Genomic DNA, 12,892 nt, shown 5'->3' with positions numbered 1-12,892 from the left:
GTAGTTCAACTATGTTATCAGCATAACGAGAAGTGAAAATAAATCTATTTGTGAAATGATGTACTTAAACAAACGGGTGGCGAGAATTAAAAAGAGCAACACATCATTAAGTGTTGCTCTAGTATTGATTAGAAGTATTTCTGGTAAAACTCTTTCCTAAGCCTCCCACTTAATTGAGCATAAATACGTGTTGTTTCACTCTTTTCATGCCCCATTAAACTTTGAATCACTTCAAGTGGGGCCCCATTGTTAAGTAAATGCGTGGCATAGCTGTGCCTTAGTTGGTGAGGATGAATTTCTTTATTAATACCTGCACGACTGGAGATCCGTTTAATTACATACCTCATTTGTGCAATACTCATTCGATGAGGATACCGTTCTGTGACAAAGATAGAAGGGTCTTTATCTGTACGGTTATCTATGTATCGCCTTAACCAAATGTCGCAGCGAATATTAAAATATACTTCTCTTTCCTTATCTCCTTTACCTCTAGCAATAGCTGACCTATCAGACCAATTTATACAATTCTTCTCAAGAGAAACAATTTCTCCAATACGGCACCCAGTTGAGTACATGAATTCGAATAATGCTTTTTCCATTAAGGTCAAACAGGCTTCACGTAGGTGTTCAATTTCCCTTTCAGTTAAAAATTTCGGGATACGTTTTCCGACTTTGGGTTCTCTGATTTTTGAAGTTGGATTTTTAGGAATATGCCCTTCCTCATGTGACCATCGAAACAAAGACTTCATAAATCGGATTCTATGTGCAAGGCTAGATGGTTTTAATTGTTCACTAGACTTAGATAGGTAGCATTTTAATTGATCGGTTGTAAGTGTACCAAACTCTATGTCATTAAAATAGCGAATAAGAAGTGTCGCTTGAAGGCGATAGGCTTTTAATGTAAGAGGAGAAAATCCCTCTATCCTTTTATCAGATTCATACTTTTCCCATGTTTTCGATAATAACAATCTAATTCCTCCTCAATGTAAAACATATTTTTAAAGGAATTATTGACCATTTTATCGAAATGAAGACTTATTGAAGTAACGGGCAGGATAGTTGAACAAGATTTAAAGTTTTCTTACTTCTAAACCCTTTAATGGTATAATCAGGAGGAAAATGTAAATTAAATATAGAGAGGTGGTATTTAAATGGAAACAGGTGATAAAGTAACTATAACTGTAGAAACCACAGTTCATGCACCAGTTAAAAAAGTGTGGGAATGTTGGACAGATCCAAAGCATATAACAAAATGGTCTTTTGCTTCTGATGATTGGCATGCACCAAATGCAGAAAACGATTTAAGGGTTGGCGGAAAATTTCTTACAAGATTGGAAGCAAAAGATGGAAGCTTTGGATTTGATTTAGGTGGAGTTTATGATGAAATTAGAGTAAACGAATTTATTTCTTACACTCTTGGAGATGGAAGAAAAGTTACGGTCACTTTTATTAGTCAAGAAAAAGACACAAAGGTAATTGAAGATTTTGAAGCAGAAGCGACCCATTCCATTGAACAGCAAAAAGCAGGCTGGCAAGCGTTTCTAGACAATTTTAAAAAATATAGCGAACTTTCTCTGGAAAATTAAAAATGAATCGAATATGCAGGTTGAATTGTATGGCTAATTTTAAACTTTCCTTTTTGGAAGGTTTTTTATGCTAACAAAAATAGCGGGTGTTTTTCTTTTTCTTCTTCAGCTAACGGGTGCAATACTTCAAGAAGGAGTATTGCACTTTCTTATTGAACTATAGGTGCAGAATTGTTTAATTTACCATCCTTCGTTAAATTTGTATTCGGTCAGGCCAGGACTGTGCACATTAGCAATTCATGAGAAACCGGACATGCTGTTGGATGATAAAATGTAGACATAAAGGAGGCTGCATATGGAACGTGTAATCTTGATGATGAATGTGCGAGAAAACCAGGGAGGAGAGTCAGTCGCATGGCAAAGATCGTTTTCGCATTGAACCAGTCTCTGGACGGATTCGTCGACCACGACCACACGGCATTTCAGCCCGACCCCGTGCTATTCCGTCATTTCATCGACGACGTGCGCGGCCTGGCGGGCAGCCTGTACGGGCGCCGCATGTACGAGACCATGCGGTATTGGGACGGAGACCATTTTGAATGGGATGCGCCGGAACGGGAATACGCAGCGGCGTGGCAAAGCAAACCGAAGTGGGTGGTGTCGAGGACGTTAAAGTCCGTCGGTCCGAACGCTTCTCTGATCGAGGGCGACCTCGCAGCGGCCATACGTGGGCTGAAGGCTCAGCATGAAGGGGAGATTGAAATTGCCGGGCCGGAATTGGCCCACAGTCTAACGGAGCTCGGTCTCGTTGATGAGTATCGACTCTATCTCCATCCAGTCGTGCTGGGTCACGGCAAGCCGTTTTTCGCCGGTCCGCGGCAGCCGCTGCGCCTCGTGGCAAGCGATCGAATTGGCGAGAAGGTGATCAGGTTGACCTACGTTCCAGCTTAGTTGTGCGGTTGACCCAGCGGGCTAAAGGGCACATTACTTTAATAGGGATTCTCCGGCTGTAGCGGCAGTCAGAGGATCCCTTATTCTTTAAAATTTGTTCAGTTATGCGAAATGACATAGTTATTTATGGAATTGACGATTGACCTAACGGGTACGATAGTTTAACGAACAGGCAGCAATTGTACATTTATCACCCATAAAAGAACTCTCCAAAAGCGGAGAGTTCTTACATTTTTATCCACGTGTTTGCGGGTGGTGTCAGCTACGCTGGTACTACACCGTATTAGAGTCTGGATATTTTGATTGTTCACAAGTGCAGAAACAATTTATAGATTATGATAAAGATTGTTCGTATGTTCCAGTTCCACTTTTAAAGCTAATTAAAGACTTTACTATTGTTACTGAAGATAGTAAAGAAAGCAATGAATTATTTGTTGAACAGACTTTTGAAGGCTTTCCTTGGCAATTTGGAGATGATACTTGGGGTTCCTTCAAGCTTCAGTACAAGAGAATGGAAATTATATAGGAATCATTTTGTCATGAGTGATGATTGTAAAAAGTAACTGTTATTAAACTAACAGGGCAGGTTAGTTTAAGTGAGAATTTTCACAATGCAACTTAGAAAGTAGATGAAAAACATCAAGGAAATTCATAAAAAGGTTGAATGTTGTAAAACTACACTTGGTTAACAATAGTTTGATTGCGGGTGAAAATAATTCTTACCCACGACCCCCTCATAATATATTAAATGGTCATATTGTACTCTAAATGTTTTTTGATATAACTTGGAAACAGCTTCATCATTTAAGTAAGTTTCTATTAATTCTTTTTCTCCATTAATAGCTTCCCCTCTTGCTTTTATAACAGCTTGTGTAATCTCGGCTGCGTAGTCATAAATTGTCTTGTACATTCCAATAACCTCCATAACTCTGAATAACCAAATGCTCAATTGTATTGGTTTAAGTAAATGGGTAAGCAATTAAATCATCAATTCTACCTGTTTTTTGGGTAGTAAGAAAACCCTGGATATTTAACAACAGGCCATATCTCCTTGCGGAGAGAATTGATCAATGCTGATCCAACATTTAAGTTGCTCCTAACTAATTCTTTAGGAGTCAGTGCCATCCATTGATTCAGAGACACGTCTTCAAAACGGTTGCTTTTGAACATCTCTAAAAACCATAATGTTTCGGTACCGGTGTTTTGAATATAGTGTCCAGTAGCAAAGGGTACATATCCGACATCACCAGCTCTATAATCAAATGTACGAGCTGCACCGTTTCCAGTAAATACAGTCATTCGCCCTTGTCCGGTAAGGTAATACTGCCACTCGTCATTATTGGGATGCCAATGAAGTTCTCTCATTGCACCCGGTTCAATCTCAACGAGTGCTGCTGCGATTGTTTTTGAAATGGGAAAATTAGAAGAGTCCACAATTCGCACACTACCACCACTGGTTTTGATTGGTGTTTGTTTCAACAGCTCGTGCTTGAAGGTTAAAGGAACTTCTCCGAAGGGTGACTGGACTTCTTGACTTTCCAGTGAACCTGGTACCTCCCCCTGATAGATATATACCTGTTCAGAAGGAATGGAGTTAAACGCACTCTCTGGCACTCCGAAATTAGCCGACAGAACGTCTTTAGGTGTATGTGCAAACCAATCGGAGATGGATAAAGTAGAAAGATCGGTAAAGTTTCCATCATCGAATACTAGCAGGAATTCGCAATGCTCCACTCCTTGAATCGAATGTGGGATTCCTGGTGGAAAGTACCATAGATCGCCCGGGCCAACATCGGCAATAAAATTTCGTCCATTTTGGTCAACCGCAGTAATCCGTGCCCGACCTAATAGCATATAAGACCATTCTGCTTGTTTATGCCAGTGTAGTTCACGAACTCCACCGGCCGTTAAACTCATATTTACTCCAGCAAGGGTGGTTGCTATAGGAAGTTCCCTCACCGTGATCTCACGGGACCACCCTCCGTGATCTAATTTCATAGATGTATCTGAGAAAGAGAATTTCAAATTAGGAAGCAACCCTGCGTCAGTAATTGGTGGAACGAGCATATCTGGATTTTGAAGATCCCGCATAATGTCACGCGGGCCTGCGTCCATTGCTCCAGCTCCATCACTTCGGATAGGTTGAGGCACATTCCCACCCGCTTGTTTAATATTTCTGTTTTTCATAATTTGCTCCTCTATTGGGTTTATTAGGTAAAATACTTTGTTATATTGTATGACTTGGGATTGAAATGGTTAATGTACCTAATCATAAAAAAAATAGTTGCATCCCTATTGAAGAAATGCACCTTTTAGTAAGGCTACTATAAGAATCCCGTTAGTCTTTAGTTTATGAGCAAAAAATTCCTTCTTCAAATAACCTGCCCTGTTTGTTCAATACGCACAGTCTTATGTATAAATATTAGTATGTATACAAATTCTTTTTCACAAATGATTCATAATAATTCAATAAAAAGATTAATAACATCTTGATATACTAAAATTAAACTTGCTAAATAATCCTCCTCTATCACTATAATTAGCAGGTTTTGTTGTATTTAGTTAGATATAGTTTTTCAGCTATATCTTGGACGTTAGTTCTGCTTTTTAGTGGGTTAAATACATTATTAAAACATATGTTAACAATGACAATGTTGTTAATGTTGAAGATAATGATGATGACAACAACTATTTAAGAGGACTGGTTGCTGGTAAAAAAGCTGTAAAGAAAAAGCCAAAAAAGGTTTTTACTTCGTTTTATATGGATCCTGACTTGGCTGATGAAGTAAATAAAATTGCATCCAGGGGAGAAAAAGGGGACAAGTCGAAACTGATCAACCAGGGCATAAGAAATTTATTAGAAGAATACGGCGTAATCAGTAAGAAATAAACTTTAAGGAACATTAAAAAAGGAAAAGTTCAACTCGTTAGGAGTGAATTTTTCCTTTTTTCAATTTTGTAGAGATTATGTTGTTAAGGGAGGGAAGGAATCTATTTACTATTTTATAGTATCATTAGATTTAGATTGCTTCTTCAACTAACGGGCAGGTTAGTTGAAATTGATTACCTAAAAGAGTGTATAAATAGGAATTTTGTCCAAGTAGGAGGAATAATGATGAATCTTAAAGAACTTTTATTAGCCCAGTTAAATGCCTGTCAGGAAAATACTTGGTTTGTATCGTTATTAAACTCAATTGATGGACTTACCGAAGAACAAGTAAATTGGAAACCAAATGGAAAAACTAACTCTATTTTTGAAATTGTAAACCACTTAATTTTTTATAATCAACGTTTTTTAAATCGCTTTAAAGATATACCAAACGATAAGAATGTTTATAACAATACCTTTAAAAACAAAGAAGAATTAAATTGGAATGACACAGTTAAATGGATAAATGAGATTATGTCTGAATGGAAGGATGTCGTTAAGGAGGCTGATACCAATAAACTCAATGACAGGTCTTCTGAACTTGCCCACCTTACTATTCATACTACATACCATACTGGACAGATTATTTATATTAGAAAGTTACAAGGAATTTGGGACTCGAAAAACGGTGTAAACGGATAAAGGCTTCTTTAATTAAAGGGTGCGAGTGTTCAATAAGAGCAGTCGCTTCTTGTGCTAACGGGGCAGGTTTGTTGAAGAAGGATATTTCCTGTTTTAAGCGAATTAGAATTTCAAACAAACTTTACACGAATACAGGTATTGAAAATAACAGGAACATAGGAGGTATCAGATATGAAGATCAATAGAATAGATCATGTGAGTATAAACGTAAATGATCTTTCAGAGGCTAAAGCGTTTTTTCTTGATTTAGGACTTGAAGTGCAAGCGGAATGGGAATTGGATGGTGAACAATTGGATAGAATAGTTGGTCTTAATGATGTTAAAACGGCATGTGTAGGATTGGGGATACCAGATGGTCAGACATGGATAGAGCTAGTCAAATTTTATAAACCATCAGATGAAAAAGATATTCAGCAACCTTTTGCAAATACGCTGGGTATCCGACATATTTGCTTTGCTGTTGAAGATATTGAAGTTGTTGTTGCAAAATTGAAAAAGAGGGGTACGGAAATCTTTAGTGAGATACAGCAATATGAAGAAAGTCATAAGTTATGCTACGTTCGTGGTCCAGAGGGTATTATTTTAGAGTTGGCGGAGAAACTCGGATAAATATTGAATGGACTTTAAATAATTTAGATTTCTTCTTAAACTATCGGGGGCGAGTGTTCAATAAGAGCAGTCGCTTCTTGTGCTAACGAGGCAGTAGAGTTAAAGATAAATGATACGATATATTGGGATTAATAAGTGGAGGTGTTTAGATGAGTGAAGATAAAGAAACTCCAGAAAGACGTAGGGAACGATTAAGACAAGAGGAATTAAAAAGAAATCCAACTGGTAATATGAGTGATGCTTTTAATAGAGCGAACAGTGGTGGTCTTGTGGATTTAGTGAACAGCTTAGGTTGGAAAGGGACAGGAATACTTATTCTTTTAATCATAATTGGCTTAATCATAGCATCATTTTTCTTCAACTAACGGGTGCTTTAGTTAAAGATCATGGGGTTGCTTGGGCAGCTCTTTTTTCTTATTCAACTAAAGGGCAGGTTAGTTCGATAAGGGTTGTTATAATGAAGAAATGCATTGGAGGGAAATCACTTGGAAAATGAACAATGGGAAAAACAAATGTTAGAAGAATATGGCTGGTATATGGATGCAATTTACGCAGAAGAATACGATGAAATTCACGCTAATTATCATACTCACGGAGTTCAAGAAAAATTTAATCATATGGATTTTCAAATAGTACTTAATATAGATCCTGAAGTTGCAAATGGTATTTTCTTTACCTTAACTGAGGACATAGGCAGTGGAAGAAGGTTTGAGGAAGGTATAGAATATTCTGGCATAATAGAAGATTATAAGGTGGCATTTAAACCGTATAGAGAAATGGGACGGGACGTGTTGAGAGTTCTTTTGCCTGATGAAGATGGAGTGCTTCCAACTGAAGAGAGTTGTGATGAGTTTTATAAAACTCAGCTTGATGATTACGATTTTGATAGTATTGATTAAAAGTTCTTCTTCAACTAACGGGTGCGAGTGTTTAATAAGAGCAGTCGCTTTTTCACTAACGGGGCAGAATAGTTGAATAAAAAAGGGGGACTAAAATTGAATAAAATATTGTTAATACTGATAGGTTTTCTTTTATTGACAGGATGTAATACAAACTCACAATTATCTTATAAAGAAGTAAGTAAAAAGAGCCTTAACAAAGATATTCAATCATTTTTCCAAGGTGTCAAAGAAGAAAATGGGGTTCACCTTTATTTTGATAACCAGAATACAGCTATTTTTGTATATTTGAATGGGTCCAATGTTGTGCAAGGTGAAGAAGCTATTTACTTTACTGGATTTGATGTTGAAAGAGTTAATGAAACATTAAACATTTTCTACAATAGTGATAAAACATCTGATTATTCAAATTCATCATTGGAGCACGAGCTTTTCTATAAAGTGAACTTAGATAAAGATTATGAGGAAGTCAAACTCTTTAATGATGGTAATGAGACACACTTCGGTACAATATCAGGGAATAACTAATTTCACTATTGAAATAGAGGGTGCGTTAGTTCAACAATCCGCCAAAAATAGATATTAAAATGGCTCAGTTAATTATACTGAGCCATTTATTTTTAATTGCAAAAACCGTTACAAAAGACAGTACAAATTTAGTTGCATTTTCGATTGCATTATCGGGTTATTGCGATAGGTAACGGAACCCGTTATGGCAAGCCTCACTGGTTATTTTTATTATTCATATTTCAACACATACTTCACATCAAAGGGAGTAAGTTTTAATTCTCTCGCTGGAATGTTGATTTTCGCATAAGCTGGATGCATAGGGAACCATTTTCTCGGCTTACCTCGGTCGATTTGAACAAGCCTTTTTTTATGAAGGACGAGAAGGTCCCTTAGTTCATTTGGGATTAGTATATGCGTTTTCTTCTTTACTAACTCCCCCCATCCGATCCAAATTGGAACCTCAGTTTGATTAAGTACTTGCTGAATGACTTTAAAATTAATCGGATCAAATGCCAAATCTTTTCCCGTTAACTTTTCCGGCTTACTTGCAGCAGACGGGATCAGATTTATAATTCCAAAATTAGGGTTGAATTCCCTGACATAATCGACTGTCCGGTCATTTCCATCTATTGTACTTGCATTGAACATCAACAGAAAGTGCGCAGGATTTCCTTCTTGATAAAAATACCTTTTTGTTTCATCAGTCGAAGTAACGGCAATGCCTTTTTCTGACTCCAGAGTTTTAAAATTTCCCAGCGATAAAACGTATTCCCGCACTTAATTCCCCTCCTGCTATTATTTGGTAAATCACTGTATTTCTAGATTTTGGATGAAACTTTATTTGGATCATGGAGATCCGAGTCCTTAGTATCAAAAAGAACACGCAATTTAACCTTACGATCGTTCAATAGATCTTTTGCTACCTTGTGATGGTCGAAGGGAGGATTATCACAATTAACTGCTTTACCATTTATAATTTTTGCCAATTTACCGGTATAGGTGGGAGTTTCAGCTATACCATGTTCTTTGTTATAATGAAAGCGATACAAAACCGCGCTCTCTTCAGCCAAAATGAAAATTTCAACCTTACCCTCATTCAAACGGTCTGTTTCTATGATACACTTTGTTACCTGCATATTATCCTCTCCCCTATATTAAAAAGTTCCCAATAATTAGATTATTGCTTGTAAAACATGTCGTCAACAAATTTATTAAGAGGCGCGCTCAATAACAAGATTGTGAAGAATTACACTTAAACTATCGGGAGCTTTAGTTGAATAAGGCCTAAAAGCTATTAACCCATAAAGGGACCAGCTCCCGGAGGCAAACTGGAACAGATTATTCTAGTGGCAAGAGAACCATATTAAAGATACGAATTGTTGACGAGAATTAAATCCCGGATGATTTCACCGAGAAAGCAGCAGCCGTTCAGGGCGATGGAACAAGGTTTTATATGATTCCATGTTATAAATTATTAGTGTAAAAACTGTTGACGAAATGGGGACGAAATTCAAAATTGGGGACGAGAATGGACAAGGAAGCAGAGGTAAGTCAGAGTCAAAAACCTTTACAAACCAAGTACTTATAATACATAATAGTACTACAATCGAATCAGTAATCCTTCGGGGCAGGGTGCAAGTCCCTACCGACGGTGATGGACCTAGGTCCTTAGTCCGTGACCCGGCGATGCCGGTGGATTTGGTGAAATTCCAAAGCCGACAGTGATAGTCTGGATGAGAGAAGGAAAAAGCGACTTAATGAAAAAACATATTCATTTATCGCTTGTTTGTCTATGCTTTCATTGCCCCCTACGAACGGTTAGGGGGTATTTTTGTTGCCATTGTCGTCCACTGAATGGAGGATGCTTATGGATCAAAAATGGATGAGATTAGCGATTGAAATGGCGAAAAATACTATGGGTCAAACATCACCCAATCCGGCAGTCGGAGCGGTAGTGGTGAAGGACGGACGAGTGATTGGGATGGGGGCGCATCTCAAACCCGGGCAAGGCCATGCGGAGGTAAATGCTTTGAAGCAGGCCGGGGATGAAGCAGATGGTGCAACGATCTATGTCACACTTGAACCTTGTTCACACCACGGTAAAACGCCACCATGTGCGGATTTGGTTATTGAAAGACGAATTAAACGAGTCGTCATTGGCTCACATGACCCAAATCCACTCGTTGCAGGAAAGGGAATTGAGAAATTAATAAAAGCCGGTTTGGAAGTGGTTGTAGGGGTATGCGAAGAGGAAGCGGACGCATTAAACGAGTTCTTCTTTCATCATATTCGTACAAAAAAACCGTTTGTTACATTGAAAGCAGCAATGACGTTAGATGGCAAAATCGCCACAGAGAGTGGAGACAGCAAATGGATTACATCAACTGAAGCGAGAGAAGATGTTCATTTAGATCGACATCTTCATGATGCGATTTTAGTTGGTGCTAATACAATAAAAGCAGATAACCCTCTTCTCACAACAAGATTGCCCCACGGAGGTATTTCTCCGATTCGAATTGTATTGGATACATCATTATCCATTGATAAAAAATCGAACATCCTGACTGATGACAGTGCTGAAACTTGGATTGTCTGCGGTAAAGATGCATCGATCGAGAAGGAAAAGCAGTTTTTATCTGCAAGTCATGTTCGAGTGATCAGAATGGAGCAGCCGACGATTTTACTTCCTGAATTGTTGAATCGATTGGGAGAAGATAAAATAGCTTCCATATACGTTGAAGGCGGTGCACGAATTCATGGAGCGTTTCTTGATGCAAAGCTCGTGGACCGATTGATCGTCTACGTTGCTCCGAAAATCGTTGGAAGTGGAAAAGCCTTACCTGTTTTTAATGGTATTGGTGTAATGAAAATGAACGATGCATTGCCACTTACCATTGAATCAATGACCTTAATTGGTCCTGATATAAAGATTACGGCTCATTTGCAGAAAGGAGAGTAGCTCAGGGTGTTTACAGGAATTATTGAAGAAGTAGGTTCAATCGTATCCATTCAACGTGGAAGAGAATCAATGGTATTAACGATTGAAGGCCGGAAAATGGTTAGCGATGTACACCTTGGTGATAGTATCTCAGTAAATGGAGTCTGTTTAACGGTAACAAATTTTACTGACCGCACATTTTCTGTAGATGTTATGCCTGAGACGGTAAAATCTACATCATTGAATCTGTTGAAAACTGGATCTCGGGTCAATTTGGAGCGGGCGATGTCTGCGAATGGAAGGTTTGGCGGTCATTTTGTGTCCGGCCATATTGACGGCACGGGAACTATTCGTTCAAAAGAAAGAAGAGAAAATGCACTCTATATTTATATTGATATGGATCCAAGCCTGATGCCTTATTTTATCCACAAAGGCTCTGTCGCGCTTGATGGAACATCATTAACCATATTTGATGTGCAGGATTCATCGATTATGATTTCACTTATTCCTCAAACAACGGAAGAATCAATTATTGGCTCCAAGAACGTTGGGGACATTATCAATGTAGAGTGCGATATGATTGCAAAATATATTCAACGTTTTGTTCAGCCTTCTGCTCCTGTAAAAAAACAAAGAGGGTTAGATGAAGCATTTCTTGAAAAATACGGATTTATGAGCTAGGAGGGATGTCCAATGTTTAATCAAATAGAGGAAGCATTGGAGGATTTAAAAGCGGGAAAAGTTGTGATAGTAGTCGATGACGAAGACCGTGAGAACGAAGGGGACTTTATCGCACTTGCTGATGCAGTGACACCTGAGACGATCAATTTCATGATAACGGAAGGCCGTGGGCTTGTTTGTGTGCCCATTACAGAAGAGCGTGCGAATGCACTTCAACTATCACCTATGACGGATATGAATACAGATCCCCATGGAACCGCATTTACAATTAGTGTTGACCATGCGGATGCCAAGACGGGAATTAGTGCGTATGAGCGTGCGCTAACCATTCGTGAATTGCTGAATGATGAATCAAAACCATCGGACTTTAAACGCCCCGGTCATATATTCCCGCTTGTGGCAAAGCCAGGTGGGGTATTAAAGCGTGCAGGCCATACAGAAGCGGCTGTTGATCTTGCCACTCTTGCTGGAGCGAAACCGGCCGGTGTTATCTGTGAGATCATTAATGAAGATGGAACAATGGCTAGAGTTCCCCAGCTAAAGGAATTAGCCGATAAATTCAACCTTACCTTTATCACGATTCAAGATCTGATTGCTTATCGCAGAAATAAAGAAAAGCTGATTCATAAAGAAGTTGAAGTCCAATTGCCAACTGAATTTGGTGTTTTTCGTGCAGCTGCTTACACTGAAATTCTTACCGGTCAAGAACATGTTGCGCTGGTAAAAGGTGATATTTCAACACCTGAGCCCGTTCTTGTTCGCGTGCATTCTGAATGCTTAACTGGTGACGTTTTTGGTTCAAACCGATGTGATTGCGGACCACAGCTTCATGCAGCGCTTGCTCATATTGAAAAAGAAGGCCGAGGCATTCTCCTTTATATGAGACAAGAAGGGCGCGGGATTGGGCTGGTCAATAAGCTAAAAGCATACAAGCTGCAAGAAGAAGGGCTTGATACTGTAGAAGCTAACCATAAGCTTGGCTTTGCAGCCGATTTACGAGACTATGGAATTGGAGCACAGATTCTAAAAGATCTAGGTGTGTCAGAAATGAAAATTCTTACGAACAACCCTCGTAAGATCGCTGGAGTAAATGGCTACGGATTAGAAGTAGTAGAACGTGTCGCCATTCAAATGCCGACAAAAGAAGATAATGCGAAATATTTGGAAACAAAAAAATCTAAGCTTGGACATATGCTTAATCTTTAGG

General features: G+C 38.7%; 16 protein-coding genes and 1 riboswitch. Of the genes, 11 read left to right on the top strand and 5 right to left on the bottom strand.

What is annotated here, in order from left to right:
• Positions 1 to 128 precede the first annotated feature (128 nt).
• Positions 129 to 968 (bottom strand): tyrosine-type recombinase/integrase, encoded by an 840-nt coding sequence (locus KP78_RS14150; protein WP_041089891.1) that lies wholly within the window; start codon positions 966 to 968, stop codon positions 129 to 131.
• Positions 969 to 1,151: 183 nt separating this feature from the next.
• Here KP78_RS14150 and KP78_RS14145 point away from each other — a divergent pair, with 183 nt between their 5' ends.
• Both KP78_RS14145 and KP78_RS14140 read left to right on the top strand, forming a co-directional pair.
• Complete coding sequence (locus KP78_RS14145) at positions 1,152 to 1,586, top strand: SRPBCC family protein (protein WP_041089890.1); 435 nt, start codon at positions 1,152 to 1,154, stop codon at positions 1,584 to 1,586.
• Between the two features lie 354 nt (positions 1,587 to 1,940).
• Positions 1,941 to 2,477, top strand: a complete 537-nt coding sequence (locus KP78_RS14140; protein WP_041089887.1) for a dihydrofolate reductase family protein — start codon at positions 1,941 to 1,943, stop codon at positions 2,475 to 2,477.
• 685 nt (positions 2,478 to 3,162) lie between these two features.
• Here the strand turns inward: KP78_RS14140 and KP78_RS14130 are convergent.
• Together KP78_RS14130 and KP78_RS14125 are read right to left on the bottom strand one after the other, a co-directional pair.
• Positions 3,163 to 3,387, bottom strand: a complete 225-nt coding sequence (locus KP78_RS14130; protein WP_041089883.1) for a hypothetical protein — start codon at positions 3,385 to 3,387, stop codon at positions 3,163 to 3,165.
• Between the two features lie 83 nt (positions 3,388 to 3,470).
• Positions 3,471 to 4,664 (bottom strand): oxalate decarboxylase family bicupin, encoded by a 1,194-nt coding sequence (locus KP78_RS14125; protein ID WP_041089881.1) that lies wholly within the window; start codon positions 4,662 to 4,664, stop codon positions 3,471 to 3,473.
• Between the two features lie 574 nt (positions 4,665 to 5,238).
• On the opposite strand from KP78_RS14125, the gene KP78_RS20810 reads away from it, so the two are divergent.
• From KP78_RS20810 to KP78_RS14100, 6 genes are all read left to right on the top strand, one after another.
• On the top strand, positions 5,239 to 5,367 hold the full coding sequence (locus KP78_RS20810) for a ribbon-helix-helix domain-containing protein (protein ID WP_235420939.1): 129 nt from the start codon (positions 5,239 to 5,241) through the stop codon (positions 5,365 to 5,367).
• Positions 5,368 to 5,592: 225 nt separating this feature from the next.
• Positions 5,593 to 6,048: a DinB family protein gene (locus tag KP78_RS14120; RefSeq protein ID WP_041089879.1), complete on the top strand. Its 456-nt coding sequence runs from the start codon at positions 5,593 to 5,595 to the stop codon at positions 6,046 to 6,048.
• 171 nt (positions 6,049 to 6,219) lie between these two features.
• Positions 6,220 to 6,657, top strand: a complete 438-nt coding sequence (locus tag KP78_RS14115) for a VOC family protein (protein WP_041089878.1) — start codon at positions 6,220 to 6,222, stop codon at positions 6,655 to 6,657.
• A gap of 149 nt (positions 6,658 to 6,806) precedes the next feature.
• A complete protein-coding gene (locus KP78_RS14110; RefSeq protein ID WP_041089876.1) occupies positions 6,807 to 7,022 on the top strand; it encodes a DUF6366 family protein in 216 nt (71 codons plus the stop codon).
• Between the two features lie 120 nt (positions 7,023 to 7,142).
• Positions 7,143 to 7,556, top strand: a complete 414-nt coding sequence (locus tag KP78_RS14105) for a DUF4262 domain-containing protein (protein ID WP_052474839.1) — start codon at positions 7,143 to 7,145, stop codon at positions 7,554 to 7,556.
• A gap of 96 nt (positions 7,557 to 7,652) precedes the next feature.
• On the top strand, positions 7,653 to 8,084 hold the full coding sequence (locus tag KP78_RS14100; RefSeq protein ID WP_041089874.1) for a hypothetical protein: 432 nt from the start codon (positions 7,653 to 7,655) through the stop codon (positions 8,082 to 8,084).
• A gap of 210 nt (positions 8,085 to 8,294) precedes the next feature.
• Here the strand turns inward: KP78_RS14100 and KP78_RS14095 are convergent, their stop codons facing one another.
• Both KP78_RS14095 and KP78_RS14090 read right to left on the bottom strand, forming a co-directional pair.
• Positions 8,295 to 8,843 carry a DUF1643 domain-containing protein gene (locus KP78_RS14095; RefSeq protein WP_041089872.1) on the bottom strand — a complete coding sequence of 183 codons (549 nt, stop codon included), beginning with the start codon at positions 8,841 to 8,843 and terminating at the stop codon, positions 8,295 to 8,297.
• A gap of 41 nt (positions 8,844 to 8,884) precedes the next feature.
• Entirely contained in the window at positions 8,885 to 9,202 is a 318-nt protein-coding gene (locus KP78_RS14090; protein WP_041089870.1) for a hypothetical protein, read from the bottom strand.
• A gap of 478 nt (positions 9,203 to 9,680) precedes the next feature.
• A riboswitch (FMN riboswitch) is annotated at positions 9,681 to 9,815 on the top strand.
• Positions 9,816 to 9,933: 118 nt separating this feature from the next.
• On the opposite strand from KP78_RS14090, the gene ribD reads away from it, so the two are divergent.
• From ribD to KP78_RS14075, 3 genes are read left to right on the top strand one after another with little or no spacing between them, the layout of a single operon-like run.
• Complete coding sequence (ribD, locus tag KP78_RS14085; RefSeq protein WP_200889231.1) at positions 9,934 to 11,025, top strand: bifunctional diaminohydroxyphosphoribosylaminopyrimidine deaminase/5-amino-6-(5-phosphoribosylamino)uracil reductase RibD; 1,092 nt, start codon at positions 9,934 to 9,936, stop codon at positions 11,023 to 11,025.
• 6 nt (positions 11,026 to 11,031) lie between these two features.
• Positions 11,032 to 11,685, top strand: coding sequence for a riboflavin synthase (ribE, locus tag KP78_RS14080; protein WP_041089868.1), 654 nt, complete (start codon positions 11,032 to 11,034; stop codon positions 11,683 to 11,685).
• A 12-nt stretch (positions 11,686 to 11,697) separates the two neighbouring features.
• Positions 11,698 to 12,891 (top strand): bifunctional 3,4-dihydroxy-2-butanone-4-phosphate synthase/GTP cyclohydrolase II, encoded by a 1,194-nt coding sequence (locus KP78_RS14075; RefSeq protein ID WP_041089866.1) that lies wholly within the window; start codon positions 11,698 to 11,700, stop codon positions 12,889 to 12,891.
• Position 12,892 lies beyond the last annotated feature (1 nt).

Source organism: Jeotgalibacillus soli (assembly GCF_000829435.1).
GTDB classification, from domain to species: Bacteria; Bacillota; Bacilli; order Bacillales; family Jeotgalibacillaceae; genus Jeotgalibacillus; species Jeotgalibacillus soli.
This window is presented reverse-complemented; position numbering and strand designations above follow the sequence as displayed.